This window comes from Coleofasciculus sp. A1-SPW-01, from assembly GCF_040217205.1.
GTDB lineage: Bacteria > Cyanobacteriota > Cyanobacteriia > Cyanobacteriales > Coleofasciculaceae > Coleofasciculus > Coleofasciculus chthonoplastes_A.
Genome location: NZ_JAVJNP010000042.1, coordinates 66,890 through 86,134, shown reverse-complemented (window position 1 = coordinate 86,134; position 19,245 = coordinate 66,890). Strand labels below are relative to the sequence as shown.

Genomic DNA, 19,245 nt, shown 5'->3' with positions numbered 1-19,245 from the left:
TGAAGGGAAAAACGAATAGTCAATAAGTGGGTGAGAGCATGAACAATGGTAGAACAATCGAGATATTGGACGATACGGAGAATTAATTCCTTTAATCAGGGTTGTAATCAGGGTTTGGTAATTACAGCGGCTAGGGAGTATTTTCAGCAACAGTTTCCGCAATTTTCTGATGTCACTGTGTTATCGAAAGAGCAGAATCAATTGGTGCAGAATTTATTATTATCACAATTCAAAAACCAGGAACATCAAATAGATATTTACCAGCGTGCGATCGCGGGGCTGTGTTTGAGATGTTTTGTCTCTTACGATATTCTGGGTGCAGTGAGACGGTTGGTGAGCAATTTCGGGTTGAAGTATGATTTTCATGTAGCCGATATACTGCCGCTGGTGCTGAATGATGATGGACAATCTTTGATTGTTTTGAACGATGAGGGGACAAGTCAACAGGTTCTGGATGGAAATGGTCAACCTCAACACAGTTCTTACAACTTTTTTGCCGTTGAGGTTTTGCGAACGTTTCAGCGGAGTTTAACTTCCCAGAGTCTCAGAAATTGGACGTATTCTCTAATTAAACAGAATTCAGAGTTACAAAATTTTTTGTTGCGGGAATATGGGTTATGTCTGGTCAGTGATTGGGCGCTGTTGAATAAGGCTAAACCAGAACGTTTAGATGGACTAAATCACCTTTTATTAGACGCTTTTCATCGTGTCTACCGTCGCGACAGACGCCAGCAAAGACAAACGGGAAGATGTTTAGAGCCTTCCACCGCTCAATTAAACGAAATGCTGGCTATTTTACAAGCAAGCGGGGTGATAATTAATTCTCCATCTGAATTGATGCGGGAATTAAGACGGGTGGCAGAATTGGTGCGTCAGGAGAGAATTTGGCAGCAGCGGGGTTATCCTTACTATCTACAACCTTTGGATAAAACTGATCCAGATACGGGAGAGATTGATCCACCTGATCCGAATGCTAATGTTGACTCGGAGGAAGCCGAGGAAAATGAATGGTTAGAGTTTTGCCGTGAGCAATTGATAGATGTGTTTACATGGGCAATTGAACAGGGGATTCGCGATCGCATGGTTGATTTACAGAACCGTAGAAGGTACGCGGTGTTTGCGTCACAGCTGATTCCAGGATTGAGACTATTCTACTGTCAGAGTATGTCTCAACGTCAAATTGCTGAGATGTTGGAGATGACGAATCAGACTCAGGTTACTCGGATTTTACAGCCGAAAGAACTATTAAAGCAAGTGCGATTCCTAACCGTGAATACATTGCTGGAGAGAATTTTAGAACGAGCGAAGGAATTCGGTTTAATTGGAGTTTCCCAGAAGCCAGATTATTTAAGTAATTTGATGGAACAAGTGGAGGTTTTTGTGGACGATGAACTATTTAATCAGGCGATTGCGGAACTCAGATCAGGGACAAGGAACCGTTCCAGCCAGTATGCTGAATATCTGTGTCGTTATTTAAAGAGTTTAAGCTGATGTGAGTTAAAGAAAGCAAATCGAGGGTGTTGCTGATGGTGTGTAGGAATACAAGTTAAATGATAATGAGTTTACCACAGGAGAACAGTGATGATGAGTTACTCACAAGATAAAACTAAGTTGGCTCAATGGTTACCTGAATCGATTTGGCTGGAACCAGAGGATTTTGAGGAAGCTGCACGGATTAGTAACCCAGTCACGGGTGAGGCGCAGCAATGGCAATCCTATTTGAATGGTTTGGCACTGATTGGTTTTGAACGATGGGTTAATCAACGGGATGCTAATTTATCTGTCAATCGAGAGAATTGTTCACTGTTTCAACGGGATAATGGGATTGATGCTGTTTGTAAGGTGAAGGTGGGTGAGTTTCAGGTTTGTTTGATTGTGACTGAGGAGTTGACTGATAATGTGTTGGTGCCAAATCGGGCGGTGGATTTACCGGAATTGACGGGTCATTTTTATGTAGTGATGGAGGTTTTGGAAGAGCAGGAACAGGTGGTTTTGAGTGGTTTATTGCGCTATGACAAGCTGATTGATTACCGAGATTCGGTTAAGTTGCAGGTTGGCGGTGATGAATATTATCAGATTCCGCTGTCTTTGTTTGAGTCTGAGATGAATCATTTGTTGTTCTATTCACGTTACTTAGAACCAAGTGCTATTCCGCTACCTGAAAAAAAGTCTTTAACTGACGATGTTATTCCAGCATTGCCGACATCTTTGTCTGATCACGTTATCAATCTTGGTTTGTGGTTGCGAGATGAAATTGATGATTTGACTCACAGTCTAGGATGGGGATTGCCTGCACCCCTAATACCTGCTACAGCAACGGGTTTCCGTTCTATTGAATCTTTTGATACAGCGATCGCACAATTGATGGATCGGGGTATTAATATCCCGTCGCAAGCTTCTGGTAGTTGTCGAACAATCTCTCTAGGAGAAACATCTTTAGAAGTTTTGGCGGGAATTTGGGCGTTACCGCCTACGTCGAGTGAGTCAACTCCGCAGTGGTCATTACTCTTAATTTTGGGTATGCCGTCCGGTGGTTTTTTACCCCAAGGCATCCGGTTACAAGTTAAGGATATCAATAGTGTTTTGTACGACAAAACACTGGAAAGGGATGATTATTATCTGATGGTGCGGTTAATCGCAAACGTGACCGAACAGTTTACTGCGACAATTGAGCTACAGGGAGAGGAGTTTGCTTTAGAGTCGTTTGCTTTCAATCCAGATCAAGTTTCTGGTACTATCCAGAAAAAAATGCCTGGATTTAGAAGCATTTCGGTTGCTAAATCGTCCTGGGTGAGAACTTAGGCATAGTCTCTATCTGTAGGGTGTGTTAGCGTAGCGTAACGCACCATTACCACTCATTAACCTAAGAGAAAGTGATGTTTTATCCACCACAATATCTTATGATTCATCTCTGGCAAATCAGCGCACAACCGATCGACAACGGCTAACCTCTATGAACCTCTGCACTGTTTTCCAACTCAATGTTTTGCGTATCGGTCAAGATTGCAGCTTCCAACTCACCTGCGGAGAACGACCGCCTATTTTGGCTAAACTCAAATATCCCGGAGAGTTGGATGACTTATATCGAAACTGGAGAGCGTCTTATGAACGCTCCTATGGAGTACCGTTGAGGGCAGAAATTCAAGATGATTTCTCTTTTACTCCTAAACAAGTGGATTGGAAAAATAGATCGGAGGAAGCCAAAGCTGCTTTACTTGAAAATTTTTATCAGTGGCTAGGTAGTGTGGAATTGTTGCCAATTCGTGACGAAATTCAAAGTGTAACATTTAACAAACTATCGGATAAAAAGCTATGGAAGGGGAACAATAACTGCGTGGATTTATTAATTGCTTGTGATTCCCCAGATTTAGCTAGACTCCCTTGGGAAATGTGGGAAATTGCGCCTAAAGATTTGGTTCATATTTCACGCACGGCTATTAATGCGGGGAATAAAGTCATTGAAGCAGGGACTATTCCTCAGCGGGGAAAGCCTCGAATTTTGGCAATTTTGGCAGATGCAACGGAACTGGATCTCAATAAAGACAAGCAAGCAGTGCGGTTGCTGAAGAAAGTGGCAACGGTTGATGAGGTTAAATTGGAGTCAGAGGATATAAAAAAAGACTTTATTGAACGCTTGTTGGATGATCGAGGTTGGGATGCGCTGATTTTTGCGGGACATAGTAATGAAACAGCACTAACAGGTGGCAAGCTAGAATTAGCTCCCGGTGTGACGCTATCGATTAGTGAGATTGAAGATCAACTTACGGAAGCGAAAAATCGCGGATTGCGGGTGGCGATTTTCAATTCTTGCAATGGAATCTGTATCGCTGAATCCCTGATTCGGTTGGGATTAAGTCAGGTGGTGGTGATGCGGGAAAAAATCCACGATACCGCAGCCCATCAATTTCTGCATAAGTTGTGTCAAGGTTTGGCAGAGTATAAGGATATTCAAACGGCTATTTGGGAAACTTGTGAGTATTTTGAGACAGAGAAGTATGCTTATCCATCGGCGTATTTAATTCCATCACTGTTTCGTCACCCATCTCTCCAAGCGGATTTGTTTCAGATTGAACCCTTGGGGTTGAAGCGGTTTTGGCGCACTTGGAAACCGACGAAGCGGGAGGCGATCGCGTTATCGGCGGCTTTGGTTCTCAGTTTTTTGGTTCCAGTACAAGACTTGTTGTTGGATGTTCGCCAATTATCTCAGGCTGTTTATCGAGATTTAACCAACCAGTTACCACAGGGTACACCCCCTGTTCGATTAATTGCCATTGATCAGGAGTCAATTAATGAAGCTATAACTACCCTCAAAGACTTTAAAATCATGCCGATGGATCGGCGCTATCTAGCTCAATTGATAAATCGGCTTTCACAATTAAACATTAAAACAATTGGAATTAATTATGGTCTGCATACTCAGGAACCTAACGAACAAGACTTGGCTAGTTCTATCAAAATGGCTATTGAAACAAAAGATATTTGGTTTGTGTTTGCCGTCGATGAAGCGAAGAAAAAAGATGTTGTGCCGACTATTGCTAAATCCGAATGGAGTTTTCAAGGCGATACAGCCCTTTTATCCTGGGATGTTATGTTACCGAAAGATCCCACTTGTGCTAAATCATGTCCTTTTGCCTACTCGTTAGCGTTGTCTTATCTCTTAAATCAAAACCACTCTTTAGCCGATTTACCTCAACCGCAAGAGATACTCAAAAGTTCAACTGATGCCCAAAAGTTAAATAGCTTTCAGGAGAGAGTCAGTAAATTTTTGAACCATGAGAGGAATCAGGATAGCGCGATCGCGTCCCTTGAACGAGCTTTTGCTCCTTTTGGACTGCATTCAATCATTGATTTTTCTATCCCACCCCAACAAGTTTACGAGCGAGAATCGGCTAAGGAGTTTATCGGTTCTGGTTTACCCGATCCTAATTCAGAACTCCAAAAGCGGATCGAAAAACAAGTTGCCATTATCACGTCTGGAGGGTATGAAGAAGCTCAAGATAGGTATTCTGTTCCTCTAGCAATTGGATATTGGTGTTATTTCCAGAATCAGCCACAGGAAAAAAAGGTTAATTGCCCTGATGTTTTTACCGCAGGTGAAGCTCATGCTTATATGGTTTACCAGCTCCTATCACAGCATCGAGTAATATGGATTCCCAATTTTTGGATGATTCTTTTGGCAGCACTTTTGGGGAAAGGGATGGCTCTGATGCTGCTCAAACAGGAACGTAAGCAACGTCAGCGCAGCTTAGTCATGTTGGTTTGGACAACACCTTTCTATGAAATTATTGGATTACAGATTTACATTTCCGCTTTGGTGTCAATTCCGTTGTTTTTTCCATCTCTAGTTTTTTTAGTTTATATTCTACCAATTTTCAGGAGGAATCGTCATGCGTAAATTGCTCAGGAGACAGTTTTTAATAATGCTTAGTGCCTTGAGTTTTTCCGGTAGCTCTTGGCTAATGATTGACAAAAGTAAGGCTGAAAAATATAAATCTGTAATTGAAAGATTAAGGGATTTATTTCGCCGGCAACCAACAGCAGGATCTACACAAGGTGAGTTTTGTGCGATTGCGCCAAATCCTTCTAATCCAAACTTCCTCGTTACCTGGAGTGATCGCCCTTTATTTGTTTGGCAAGGAACCGTCACACAAATTGAAGTGAGCCACCGTGCTGGCGAACCCGATATTGTTTGGTCTCCTCATATTTTAACTCCAGAGGAGCAGAATCAACAAAGCATTATTTATGGTGGTTCAGCACTTGAACCTGGACAAGAATACACTTGTGTAATGACATACGAAACGATTGATAATGAACAAAGGATCACGAAGGAAAAGGAAATTAGGTTTTTTGTTTTAGGGTCTGACCATGAAAAGCGTCGTCGTATTGAAGCTAAGTTAGCTGAGTTAGTCAATCAAACCAGTATGATGAATACTGAAGAAATGGCTTTGGCAAGAGCTGAAATATTTGCAGAAGAGGATCTTTGGTTAGATGTCATTCGGGAAACTTTTTCAGTCCAAAATTCATCGTCAGAGTGGAAGCGCACACTGCAAGAATACGTTAATGAGGAGTGTAAGTAGTGATAAGAAAAGACCCAACGTAAGGTCTATATAGGCGTGAATGTTTATTCCTGTATACTTTACCATCCATACAGCTACCAAGGATTTCCAACTACTGTCCAACCTGCCCAGTAGTAGGGATGCGATAACTCAAGAGCCTTTATGTTTCCTAATTCGTCGGGTAGCTGTATGTTTTGTATATTTTCTCCTAGTTCGGGAGCAAAGGATAACTGAGCATTTTCTACAGATACTTGGTTGTGTATCATTGCGAGTTGCGCTTGCCTCAAAGCTTCTGCTTTGATAACTTTTGGATCTGACAACTGTCTGTAAAATTTTGTACTCAATGCTAAATTTGCAACTTCGTTAGTTTCCCATAAACTTGCCAAAACTGATTTGACTCCAGCTAAATGGGCAAATCCAGCAAAACCCAACTCTCTCTCTTCAGTCCCTAAAGCTGTCTTACAAGCACTCAAAACTAACAACTCTAAAGAAGGTTTATTAAAACCTAGTTGTCTAATTTCATTCAATCTTAAGCGTTCAGATCCAGAAAACTGAATGTACGAGTTATCGGGGGAATCAACATTAAATTCTGCATGAGTGCCTAGATGGAGGATGCCAAAAGGTATCCGTGAACGCTTCAATTGAAGATTATCTTTAGTCAAATCTTCATCGTTCTGAGAAAAATCTCCTCCATTTTTCCATATTTTTTCGATCTGTTGTATTTGTTCAGGAACAGTTAACAAACTTCTCTGATTATTATCATCAAACTCTTTTGCTCCCCTAGCGATAACTTGTGTTTCTCTGATATCAACGTACCGAGTATCGGTGAGACTCATACTGGGCATAAGACCAACACTGTATTTCTCCACAATATAAGTTTCTTTACAGTTTTGTTGTTCTCGGCAGAGAGCTGCCAGAGGCAACTGGCGCAAGTTGATATCCATCACAAACACCAAATTTGTGACTTTTTTCTCTGACAAATCATTCTCTAGAGGAGTAATTAGCCAATCGTAGAACTGATGAGCAAGCTCAAATAGCTTTGAATCTCTATTAGGAACATCATTTATAGGAGGAGGCGCACCTTTGACTTCATCATAAAAATCTTTAGCTTTTTCCTGTACTTCATCCCCCCTTGTTCCGGAAACTACCTTGCGAATTGGTTTACCATCACTTGTCACTAAAATTAACTCTAAGATGTCATCATCATCTGGTTGTTTAAAAAGAATATCTGAGGATACTTGGGATTCCAGTTTATCTTGGTACTCAGCTTCTTGGTTTAGTCCCAGTTGTTCTTCCCGTATCTCATTGCTGAGTTCTTTAGGCACAAATGATACATAAATAATCGCTGGTTTTGCTCCAGTCGCTTCCTCAATTTTCCTCAGTTCATTCTGAATATTCTCAATAGTTTCAACCGATTGTTGTTCTGCAAGAGGATTCAGTGGATTGGGTGAGGTTTCCTGTGGTGGTGGTTCTGAGATTGGTTGATCTTCAGTAATAATCTGAATATCATTTGGCGGCGTTCCTTGAGTATAAGAACCAGGAAAGGATTGAACGGGTGCAATTGTATTATCCGTCCCAGTGGTAATCGCCGCTGCTGTGCCATTTGTCGTGGCATCTCCTACCACAAATGGTGTATTTTGTGAACCTCCCCCGTGACGAATTGTAACGGAACCACCGTCTTCTCCCCCTGCGGTAGAAATACTAGCGTTAGTACCATTTTGGTCGGTAAATGTTCCGGTGACACGTAAATTTTGCTCGGTGGTAATATCTACGTCTCCACCGACTCCATTTTCACCACCTTGAGCGTTAATTGAGCTGACTTCAACATCATTTTCTGGGTCAAGGGTAACATCACCGCCATTGCCAGATGCGCCGCTGGAATTAATTGTGCCTGTTTCAATGCTGGTGGTGGCTTCGATGGATATATTCCCACCGTTGATACCGGAACTATCCAGGTTTCCGGTGGTAACGTTTGTCCCTTCTAGAGAAATGTCTCCACCATTTTCGGTGGTAGAACTGGTATTCAGGTTCCCGGTGTTGACGTTATTTTCTGAGGTGAGATTAATGGTGTTAGCGGTCAGGTTTTGGGTGTTAATGTCGTTGGTACTGTTAATGTTAACGTCACCGAGAGAACTGGTATTTCCTACGTCTGCGTTGAAGCTGGTATTGCTGTTACCGGAGTTAATGGTGAGGCTATTGGTTTCACCGGATTGGCTGTTAATTGTTCCCTCAACGGTGATGGGATTGTTGTTGCTATCCAGGGTCAGGTTATTGTCAATTCGGACGTTATCATTGTAGTTTTGTCCGTTGAGTCCCGTGGTGGTGACGTTACCGTTAATTTGAGTTTCTCCACCTGTATCTGTCGTCAGGCTAGTGGATTGGACAGTTGAGTTTATCTGAGTGTTCCCGGTTGTATTGAATTCGAGATTTCCTAGGGGTTGGGTGTTACCTACTGGGGAGTTGACAGTAATATTCTCCGTTCCGGCATTAACGGTTAGATCATTGTTTTCCCCAGTTTGACTGTTGAGAGTCCCATTAAAGGTGATGGGATTATTGTTGCTATTGAGGGTAAGGTTGTCGTCAATTCGGACATTATCACCATAGTTTTGCCCGTTGGTTTCCGTGGTGGTAACATCGCCGTTAATTTGAGTTTCTCCCCCTGTATCTGTCCTTAGACTAGCGGATTGAACCGTATCGTTGAACCGGGTAGTTCCAGTCGAGTTGACTTGGAGATTTCCTAGAGGTTGGCTGTTACCCACTGGGGCGTTGAAATTACTATCACCGCTACCGGAATTAACCGTTAGATTCTGGTTGCCATCGACTGTATCGTTAAAGTTAACATTGCCTCCCGTACCGTCAATATCAATGGATGTATCATTAGTCAGATTAAGAGGAGCATCCACATTCACATTATTGTTCGTCGTCGCAATGGTTGCGATCGCACTATCGTTAGCAGCCGAGAGAGATATCTCACCTCCCGTACCAGCAACAGAACTACTATTTACGGTTCCGGCGCTAGTATCAACTGAACCATTCTGACTGGTGATGCTAATTGCACCCCCTGAACCCCCACTCAATGCACGAGCATCAACGCCATATAAGGTAACGCCGCTGATATTGGTATCGACACCAGTGATAATATCGCCAGAGGCGTTAAATGTGATTGCCCCTGCATCTCCTGCTGTACCCGTGCCTACCCCTGTACCTGAGATAACGGGGTTCGCTACGTTGATATTGCCTCCGGAATCAAAGGTAATTGTACCCCCATCCCCGGCTGTCCCCTCACCGACAACAACCGCAGCTGATTCGATCGCGCCTTCGAGTACATCTATATTAATATCGCCGCTTTGGGTTTCAAATTTAATCGCACCGCCATTGCTGGCTATACCATCACCGCCAACCACAGAACCCGCACGTATGGCATTAGCGCCAAGAATATCCCCAGGGACACCATTAATCGTGATTCCCCCTTCAGCCGTCAGTGTAATTGCTCCACCATTTCCGGCTGTGCCATTCCCACTTACCCGCGATTCAGAATAGATTGGCTGAGATGTACCACCGAAATCTGCACCAGGAATATTGATATTTCCTCCGGCTGTGAGGCTAATTGCGCCGCCATTTCCGGCGGTACCATCACCATCGGTGATGCCAATACGGGAAAAAGAGAGTAAGCGATCGATAACTGTAATATCATTACCCGCTTCCAGGGTAATGTCCCCGCCATTTCCGGCGGTGCGATTAGTCACTTGGCTACTGGCGATAATCTGGGAACGAGTATCGACTTCAGTGACTTGAATGTTGCCTCCAGCTTCCAGGGAAATGGTTCCCCCATTTCCGGTATTCCCATCACCGATAACCCGAGTAGAACTGGAATTGAGAACATCACTATTGATATCACCGCCAGCATTCAGGGTGATTCCGCCACCGTTACCGGCTGTAGTGTTCCCAGAAAGCTGTGAGAAAGAAAATAAGTCGCCTGTATTAATATTGCCGTTAGGCGCGGTGAGATTAATCGCACCCCCATTACCGCTAGAACCAGAATTGAGAGTGCCGCCAGTGGTATCAATTATTCCACCGCTAGTAATATTGATATCTCCCCCGGCTGTGGTGATGTTGGCGTTAACCTCTACAGTGCTTCCGGCTGAAAAGGTGAGGGGATCACTGTTAGCATTACTCCCAGTAAGATTGATATTTCCTCCCCCTGAGTTTAGCGAACTTTGGAGTTCGATACCTGGCTCATCTCTTCCAATCCCAATGAAAGTGATATTTCCGCCCTCTGAAAGGATATTGCCTCCGGGATTAGGACCGATACCTGTGCTAAACTGACCCATTCCAGTGCTAGTTCCAGTGAAGCGGATCTCACCTCCCCCTGAGTTTAAGGTATTGTTATCAATGAAAATGCCTAAACCATTATTGCCAGTTCCAGTGAAGGTGATATCCCCACCCTCTGAAAGGATATCGCTATTAATACTTAAGCCTCTTCCAAACTCATCAGTCCCCGTACTGGTTCCGGTAAAAGTGATATTTCCGCCCTCTGAGTTGATTAGACTAAAGGTAGAAATGCCTGGACCATTACTATTACTCCCATTAAATATGATATTCCCGCCATTTGAAATAAAAGTGGCTGCGCTGTTGATACTAATACCTCGCGGACGAATGTTCTCGTTAGGATCAGTATTGACTCCGCTGGTAGTTCCAGTAACGCTGATATTTCCTCCTCCGGAATCAATCAGTCCGAAGAGAATAATTCCTGTACCCTCATTACCGGTTCCGGTAAGGACAATCATCCCTCCATTTGAAATGAGATTGCCGTTCGGACCAATGGTAATGCCTCTGCTAAATTCTCCAGTACCCTTGCTAGTTCCAGTCAAGGCAATAGTTCCGCTTCCTGAGTTAATAGAACTGTCGAGTAAGATGCCTTCTTGATTATCACCGCTACTTCCAGTTATACGGATATTCCCGCCTCCTGTCGATATTGACGTACCAGAAAAAGTTGTGATTAGACCTTCGCCGCTGTTATCGCTGTCCCCCTTGAGAGTAAAATTACCCCCATTGGTAGTAATACTGGACAAAACTCTGATATTGTTGTTTGCTTCGGCAGTTAACCCGACATCAGGAGTAGTAATATTAATCGGAGCCTGAAAACTAATATCATTTGTAGCTTGCAAGATAACATTGGATGTTGCATTACTTATAGAACTTGCTGACACCTGAGCATCAGTAGGCGGATCGCCAAAGAAAATAGTTGTGTCTGAAGTGTTCCCAGCACCTGAGACAACATTTATATTTGTTGGGTCAAGCAACAGAGAACCGCTTTGACCTTTTGGTGCTTGGGTATCGACATTTCCCTGAAAATCTAAAAAGTTTCTACCCGAAACCTCAGCAAACCCCCCATTCCCAGAATCACTCCCCCCACGCGCACTAATACTCCCATCAAACCCCGTCGCCTCATCCGCCCAAACAATCACCTCTCCCCCATCCCCATTCACCCCCGCATCGGCATTAATCACCGAACTCCCATCAACCAAAGTCCGCTGGGCATTCGGCACAGTTCCCTCACCTTTATAATCCCCCCCAATCCACACCTTACCCCCACCCTTTACCCCGGAAGCATCAATCTCAGCCCCCACAACCGCCACTTTCTCCGCAAAAACCCCAACATTACCCCCCATCTCCCCCGACACATCCACCTCACCCGATACAATCGCTGTCCCCGCATCCCCTGGAACCTGCACTCCAGCCACCTGCACCGTACCATCGGAATTCCCCTGTACTCCAGAAGCCCCCACTGTCAGCAAATCCGGTAACGCCGTAATCGGTAAATTCCACCCATTTGGCTGACTCTCCCCCAAGGGTTCCACTTCCAAACTCAACACATTCCCCGGAATACTCAACCGCACCAAATTCTCACCCGGAACCGCCGAGACAACCACGCCTCCCCCTGGCGCTTCCAACTCCCCGGTATTCACCACCGCACCCCCAACCAGACTCAAATCCCGCCCTGCACCCACTGCCAAATTCCCCTCATTGACAATGGCACCTGGTTGCGCCATGGTAAACCCAAACCCAGTTGGATTACCCACCAACCCCTGATAATCATTCGCCCCCGTCGCATTAAACCAACCCGAACCAAACTGAATCCCATTCGCCGTCGTCACCGTAAAATTTCCCGGCACATTCAACGCCGCCGAATCACCAAAGACAAACCCCGCCGGATTCATCAAAAATAGATGAGAATCCCCTCCCGTCACCTGAATCAAACCATTAATCATTGACGGATCTCCCCCACGAATCCGCCCCAAAATATTCACAAGATTCGGATTCGATGAAAAATTAGCAATTTCCCCTTCACTCAAGCCAAACTGCTCAAAACTATGGAATAAATTTGCCCCATCCCCCGACAAACTACCCCCATCAATGTCATGCCGATTCCCATTCGTCGTCACATTGGTTCCCGTGCCATCCTGCGCCGGAGTAATCGATTGCGCCCTCACTTTCCCAACACCAAAGACACTCATGACAATCAACAACATTAACAACTGAGTGACTCGTTTCAGAAATGACAGCATCATGTCCTCCAGGTAAATGCAAAAATTGGGAACGGGAATAGGGGCGATCCGAAAATTATGCCCACCAACCGATAACTCTGATTAGGTCGCCCTGAATCTCTCTCATCGGTTCACTAATTTGTTTGCCAGAAATTTTACCCCAGATTGCGCCGGAAATATATTTATTTTTATAACAATTGTTCGTAGTGAGGGCTTTAGCCCTCTCCAGCCATGCGTTAGAGAACTAAAGTTCTCACTACAAACTATTGCTTTCCCTCACCATTTCGGCTGATAATTAATATTAAAATAAAAACCCTCATCCTGGGCATTTTCACCCCGGTCATCTAGCTCAATCAACGGTAGTGCATAATCAAGGCGCAAACTCAGCTCATCAATGTCTAAAAATCCTTCCCATAATAACCCCAAGCCAACCCCGCCCAAAAACTTCTGGTCAGATGAATCCCTGAGATCATCCTCCACATTCCAAACCATTCCCAAATCCAAAAACGGCGCAATTTGAATCTCCGGTTCTCCTGCTGCATCGCGCTCGATTGTAATTCGGTTTTCAATCGAGAGGCGAAATCCATTATCCCCCGTCCGCGCATTTTGGCGATAGCCCCGCAGGGACTGACCCCCACCAATCACAAACTGCTGGGATGGTAGCAAACTGTCCGGCGTTAACTGGACATCCCCTTGAATAATCAAAAAATTGTTCTCACTCAACTGCTGTACCCGTTGTACTTGACCCAACCAACTGAAAAACTGCCCATCGGGAATAGAACCCGGATTCGTCGTCGCATCAAATAACCCCGTACCCAAACTAAACTGCGATCGCAAAGACCAAGCTCCCTGGATATCCCGATGGATATAATCCTGACCCAACTTAAACACACTGGTACGAGAAACACCATCCTCATCGGGTCCAATGCCAAAGGGAGTCGGCAATTCGTCGAAAACAAACGTCTGACCCTCCTGAAATGCAAACCTCAGCGACAAGGCAAACTCTTCGCGAGGAGTCCGCACCAACGGTTGACGAAACCCAATTTCATACAATTCCGTCTCACCTTGAATTCCCAACTCATCAAATGGCGACTGGGTAATTTCATTGCGATTTGGAGCCACTCTCAGTAAAAAAGCCCCTTCCATCGGGTTAACAGGCATCTGATAGGTAAAATCAAAAATATCTGCTCCCCCCGTGGTCGTAAAACGATAGGAGCCAGTCAGGATATCCCCAAAACCAGTTAAATTCAGATAACGGAACCCCATACCCAATCGTTCCGAGCCAACGCTAGGGGGAGAATAATTATCAATATTCCAGTTAAATCCAAACGGATTGACCTCCCTCACCCGTACAATCAAAACACTCTTGCCTTCATTTCCCGTACTACGCAGACTCGCCTCTACATTTTCCAAATGGGGACTCACCCCCAGCAACCTCAATTGTTCTTCCAGGCGATTGGCATTCAGAGGAATCCCCGCAGCCAGTTTGATCCGACTACAAATATAAGCAAGATTTAACCGCTGTCTGCCCTCAATTTGAACGCTCTGCAAACCTCCTTCAATAATATTAAACTCCCAAATCCCGTTCCGATTCTCTGGGATATCAGTTTTGGAAGTTATATAGTGATTTTCTAGATAAAGTTGAGTAATTGCATTGCTTGTTTCTTTGGGGAACTCTTCTAGACTTAAACTCCCAGCTTCTAACCTCTGAATAATTGGATTAATTCTTGTAGCAATTGTATCCGCATCGAAAATTGTGCTACCTTTAACCTCAACCAACCCTGGGTTGCCTTCAACGGTAACTGGAATACTTAAAAGTGGTTTTGTCATCATCTCCGGTTGGGAATCGAGACGACATTCTTCCAATTGTTCAGAGGACTCTGTTGAAGTCAATGTTCCTTGTCCAGAAGCATTTGCCCCCAAAGATGCTGATACTGAGTTCCTGGGATTCCCTTCACTCGCACCAGAACCCTCTGGTTCTCTTTTCAGCGCCACTAGAGTTTCCTCCGAGACAGGAGCAGGAGAAGGCACAACCCTGGGTAAAATTGGTGGAGGTTCTGGTTGATTCACCTCAGCCGCCACCGCACCAACAATTGGTTCAGCATTCGCCATAGAACCCGCCATATAAAGCAGAGTCTGACGTGGCTGAACCCGCAACCGAACCGTATAAATCTGACCATCCTGTTCCCACATCACTGAAGAAAATGGACTCGGTGGATTTTGTCTAGCGCCTTCCCAGAGATATCCCCTCACCCCCTGAGCCAAAGTAATTGGCGGACCACCTGTCTGATGTTGTTTGAGAGCCGCTTGAGCATCAGCAGTAGACACATCGATTAAGCTGTTCGGCATTTAAACCTTAATGTCAAGAATGGCAAAATCCTTGTAGTGCGAGCATCTTGCTCGCTACCCCTTCCCAATTTAAATGCATGACAGCTTAGGACTTTCGGCACCATTGTAGAGACGTTGCATTGATCAAAAAATAAATCCAGATTGCCACGAAGGGCGTGCCAGAAGCGCTCAAGCGCTTACTACAAACGCTTAATTCAGTGATATTCGTCCTAATGATAGGTATTTAATGGGACATAATCTGATTGAGTTGATTGGGCTTTTTCGTCGTCTTGGGAATTTTCTACTAGAGAACGGATTGAATTTATTGTTCCTCCCTTAAATTTTGGTTCGTACCAAACTGTAGGTTGACTGTCAGCTGCACGAGCAAATACCGCAATTCTCTGACAATTTGAACATTCATAAATTTGGGGAAACTCTGGATTCCGAGGATAAAGGAGTTTGTAGATTAAATCTTCAAACTCTTGCTCAGATTTCGCTGAGGAGTAAGCCGTAATCAGTTCCTCAATTAATTTTTCCCGTAAAGGTTCCCAGACTAGCTTGAATCCTTGGGGATTGGGAATTGGTGATAAATTGATGTTTTCACCGCATAAACAAGTGAGCTTGGGCATGGATAATTCCTCTTAATGGGAGATATCAACGATAATCTGATGGCTTTTAATAAAAATAATTCGGCTGATCCCGCAATCGGGTGTAGAGAGAACACTATCAGCCATGTTTTCAGCTTGATTAATTGTAATTTGGTTACTTTCTCCTCTAGCTAGTTCAATCACGACAATCTTCGCTTGATTGCTTTTTTCTATGATATTTTGGGCGATACTCCTAGTTCGTTTGCTTTGAGGCTGCATTAAGTCAGCAGAGGTTTGGCTACCGTCTGGATGAATAAAGCGATAATCCCCACTGCGACTACCTGGTATTTCTGCTGCACCTTCTACCCGAATGACTCCTGAAAGTTGACCCAATTGAGCTTGACGATTCAAAAATTCGCCAATTTTAATTTCGTCTGATGTTGCTCTAGGGTTTCTATTTACATAGGATTCGCTCATCAGGAGTACGATTAAATCTATTCAATTATACATGATTATGGTTCTGTCTCTACACCGGGTAAAGGGGGAAGGGTTTTAAATTCTGATGCGCCCATCGCTATTTCATTCGCTCGTAATAACCCAGATAAATCAGTTCCAACTTGCCCCCATATTCTTGAATCAGGGCGAGTTGACGCCGATATAATCCGCGAAAGGTGTTGGCAAAGATCAGAGTCGCGATCGCGACACTCAACCCGGCGACGGTGGAAATTAAGGCTTCACTGATACCCCCTGTTACACCCACGGTGGTTTGACCGCCAATATCCCCAATCCGTAGGGCAGCAAAGGCGTCAATTAAGCCTAAAATTGTACCTAAAAGTCCCAGCAGAGGTGAGACACTGATGACTGTCTCAAATACGGTGTTGAACCGCTTGAGAATGGGTAACTCCGCTTGCACCGCACTTTCGAGGGCGAGTCGAAATTGTTCGGGAGTGGGACGTTTGAGTTCCAACGCCGCTAGAAAAATTCGGGCGATCGGCAGATCACTGTTTTGTTCTAGCTTGAGAAAGGCTTCTGGGGGATTTTGTTGGTAGAGGTGCAGCACCTCTCGCATCAGGCGGTTCTGGCGCTGGGTGACTCGCCACCAAAAATTTAGCCGCTCTAAAATTAGCGCGATCGCTAAGATAGAAAGCACTAATAGGGGCAACATAACGACCCCACCCAAGGAAAAAAAGGCGTTCAATGACATGCAGTTGCTCAATTCGTGATGAGGGAAGAGGAAAAGAGGGCAAATTTTTCCTTGTTGCCTTGTCTGCTACAAGCCCTACACCCTACACCCTACACCCTACACCCCCTTAATGGTTACGGAGTATTAGGAATACGATCAATTTGGGCGTAACCACTGAATATCAGCTGTTGTCCTTGGGTTTCTAGGCGATTGATTCGCATCGTAACGCCATCAAGATTGAAGCGATCCAGATCCACCATATTATTCAAAATCTTATCCAGGGCATCGGTCAAGGCTTCAGAATTGCCTCGCAATTCCTCTGGAATAGTATCCGGTTCAAATTTAGAGTCTTTGAACAGAATCCGCCGCCGCCGTTCTACAGCTAAAGTTGAGGTCATGCTAATCGGGACTAACTCCTGATCGGGAAGGTTAACTTTGGCAAAAAGCTGAATCCGGTTATTGGGAAGCAGCTTGAGTTGCACGTCGGTGAAGGAAATTGGTTTACCCCCAGTGATATCCTCCAATTCGGGAATGGAAATATTTTCTAAACGCTTTCGCACCAGTTCGGCTTTAAACGACTGGTTGATATCGGGTTCTGTCAACACGACTTGGGCGATCGCTTGGGTGGGTTGCTTCAGGTGGATCTGACCCTTGAGGACAGAACTGAAGTCCAAGGACACAGCGTCTGTTTCAAAGGACATCTCCTCAGTCCGAAACTGTCTACGGATCACCAAGCCTCGCCCCTGCATCTTAAAGCTGTCAATGCTACCCTGTAACAGTTTACTGGAGGGATTGCAGCGCACCGAAACCTCGACAGACTCACTGCGAGTAAAGAGGTGGCGAATCGTATTGCTAGCGACGGTATTGAGCATCCGTTCGCCCCAATCTGTACCAGACGGGTTGGTTAAACCGGCAAAGCCACCGAGCATAGTAGTCCTGTTATCCACGCGAGTTGTCTCTTTACATTTGTAACAAAATGTGAAGCCTTCAGCAATCTCACGTTGGGTGTATTGATGGATGTCCTGAATGAGTAACTAGCATAGACCTAGGGTTGACTTGGGATCTAGCTATGGGAATAGAATTTCTGAAGTGAATGATTAGTTTTGATAAAGGTGAGAGAAGGGAGCAGGGAACACCTCGACTTCGCTCGGTGTGTCACAGGGAACGGTTTTCGTAACTTCAACCCCTAAACTCTACCATGGAATCTGATCAATTATTTCAAAGCTTAGTCCAGGACAGTCAAAGGATTAGGAGGGGAGTATGTCCATCCGGGTGTTTGTTTACGGGACTCTCAAACCTGGGGAAGTCAATTATCAACGCTACTGTGAAGGAAAAGTGATAGCCGCCCAACCTGCGATCGCGTTGGGTCAACTGTTTAATTTGCCCATCGGCTATCCAGCGATGATTCCTGGAAATAGTCCGGTGCGAGGATTTTTACTGACGTTTACTGAACCAACCCTTTTAACCGTTTTGGATCAGCTAGAAGACTACAATCCGCAGCGAATCCCAGAGGACAATGAATATTATCGGCAACAAGTGACTATTTATGATCTGGCGAACCAATCGTTAGGACAGGCTTGGATTTACCTGATGCAACCTGAGCGAGTGCAGCGTTTGGGGGGTACACTCATTTCTTCGGGTTGGTGGAATCCGATGAAGTCTGAATTATGAATACCCCATCAAGGAAATGGGGTATAAGGGGAAGATATTTTTCTGTTTTCTTGCCAGCGACAGGATTTTTAGGGGTTGAAGATGGCAGAATCAATAAAATTTTCCGGCGAGGCACTTTTCGCCTTGGGGATTTGGATAACTGGACGGTTCACGGCGATCATCAGAGGTTCCGCCGCCTCTTCGGTTACAGGAGTTTGAGCCAACCGTGGCATAAACTGACTACCAGGGAGTATCCCAGAAAAGGCACTGACAAACATTGCGGCGATCGCGGCACTCCCCCAAACCATGGTGTTCCGTATGCGGCGGCGATCAATGCGGCTAAACACCTGATTTGCCGTCTCTTGAGTGGTTACCTGAGTGGCAGGTACGGGGAGCTGATGCAGCCCTTGGCGTAGCTTCATCAGTCGAGCATACAAGCGTTGGCTATTGGCATCATTGGCTAACCAATCTTGCACTTGATAGCGCTCGGCTGCTGTCACCTCACCATCGATGTAGGCACTGATGAGTTCAAAGCGATCGCGCTGTAGACTATCCATGTCTCTGGCAGCTTTTTGCCCGGAACAGTTATGAGCATCAAAATTAGAGTTCATTTTAGATCACCACCGAGTCTTCACTAGCGCTCAATTATGGATCGTTATCGTTTGTGACATCATCCCACACTGACTCTATTCGAGAGAGCGTATGGGCTTCCTTGGTCGTAATCTGATCAATTACGCTGTTGGCGTTTTATAGTGAGGAGATGCCCAGCCCCACTGTTAAACTGTATTGGCTGATAAGGTTTGACTTTTACCGTTAACCTGCCAGCTTTTGCAGCTTAGCAAATAAAATAATAGTTGAAAGTTGACCTTAGTCAGGGTAACGCAAGACTTGAG

12 protein-coding genes are annotated in these 19,245 nt (G+C 44.8%); 5 read left to right on the top strand and 7 right to left on the bottom strand.

Annotated features, from left to right (window positions below; translation table 11 throughout):
* Positions 1 to 45 precede the first annotated feature (45 nt).
* From RH949_RS07285 to RH949_RS07270, 4 genes are all read left to right on the top strand, one after another.
* A complete protein-coding gene (locus tag RH949_RS07285; protein ID WP_446352386.1) occupies positions 46 to 1,491 on the top strand; it encodes a hypothetical protein in 1,446 nt (481 codons plus the stop codon).
* A gap of 90 nt (positions 1,492 to 1,581) precedes the next feature.
* A complete protein-coding gene (locus RH949_RS07280) occupies positions 1,582 to 2,802 on the top strand; it encodes a DUF1822 family protein (protein WP_446352385.1) in 1,221 nt (406 codons plus the stop codon).
* A 151-nt stretch (positions 2,803 to 2,953) separates the two neighbouring features.
* Positions 2,954 to 5,395, top strand: coding sequence for a CHASE2 domain-containing protein (locus RH949_RS07275; protein WP_446352384.1), 2,442 nt, complete (start codon positions 2,954 to 2,956; stop codon positions 5,393 to 5,395).
* Positions 5,388 to 6,077, top strand: coding sequence for a hypothetical protein (locus RH949_RS07270; protein WP_446352383.1), 690 nt, complete (start codon positions 5,388 to 5,390; stop codon positions 6,075 to 6,077). Before RH949_RS07275 ends, RH949_RS07270 begins: the two co-directional genes overlap by 8 nt.
* 74 nt (positions 6,078 to 6,151) lie before the next feature.
* Here RH949_RS07270 and RH949_RS07265 read toward each other — a convergent pair whose 3' ends face one another.
* The 6 genes from RH949_RS07265 to RH949_RS07240 form a co-directional block, all read right to left on the bottom strand.
* Complete coding sequence (locus RH949_RS07265; protein WP_446352382.1) at positions 6,152 to 12,628, bottom strand: CHAT domain-containing protein; 6,477 nt, start codon at positions 12,626 to 12,628, stop codon at positions 6,152 to 6,154.
* A 252-nt stretch (positions 12,629 to 12,880) separates the two neighbouring features.
* Positions 12,881 to 14,953 (bottom strand): ShlB/FhaC/HecB family hemolysin secretion/activation protein, encoded by a 2,073-nt coding sequence (locus RH949_RS07260; protein ID WP_446352381.1) that lies wholly within the window; start codon positions 14,951 to 14,953, stop codon positions 12,881 to 12,883.
* A gap of 209 nt (positions 14,954 to 15,162) precedes the next feature.
* Entirely contained in the window at positions 15,163 to 15,561 is a 399-nt protein-coding gene (locus RH949_RS07255; protein ID WP_446352380.1) for a hypothetical protein, read from the bottom strand.
* Between the two features lie 12 nt (positions 15,562 to 15,573).
* Positions 15,574 to 15,996 carry a hypothetical protein gene (locus RH949_RS07250; RefSeq protein WP_446352379.1) on the bottom strand — a complete coding sequence of 141 codons (423 nt, stop codon included), beginning with the start codon at positions 15,994 to 15,996 and terminating at the stop codon, positions 15,574 to 15,576.
* A 97-nt stretch (positions 15,997 to 16,093) separates the two neighbouring features.
* Positions 16,094 to 16,723, bottom strand: coding sequence for a MotA/TolQ/ExbB proton channel family protein (locus tag RH949_RS07245; RefSeq protein WP_446352378.1), 630 nt, complete (start codon positions 16,721 to 16,723; stop codon positions 16,094 to 16,096).
* 113 nt (positions 16,724 to 16,836) lie between these two features.
* Positions 16,837 to 17,631: an LmeA family phospholipid-binding protein gene (locus RH949_RS07240; protein ID WP_006097994.1), complete on the bottom strand. Its 795-nt coding sequence runs from the start codon at positions 17,629 to 17,631 to the stop codon at positions 16,837 to 16,839.
* 331 nt (positions 17,632 to 17,962) lie between these two features.
* Between RH949_RS07240 and RH949_RS07235 the strand changes: the two genes are divergently transcribed.
* A complete protein-coding gene (locus RH949_RS07235; protein ID WP_446352377.1) occupies positions 17,963 to 18,373 on the top strand; it encodes a gamma-glutamylcyclotransferase family protein in 411 nt (136 codons plus the stop codon).
* 68 nt (positions 18,374 to 18,441) lie between these two features.
* Here RH949_RS07235 and RH949_RS07230 read toward each other — a convergent pair whose 3' ends face one another.
* A complete protein-coding gene (locus tag RH949_RS07230) occupies positions 18,442 to 18,963 on the bottom strand; it encodes an anti-sigma factor family protein (protein WP_006097786.1) in 522 nt (173 codons plus the stop codon).
* Positions 18,964 to 19,245 lie beyond the last annotated feature (282 nt).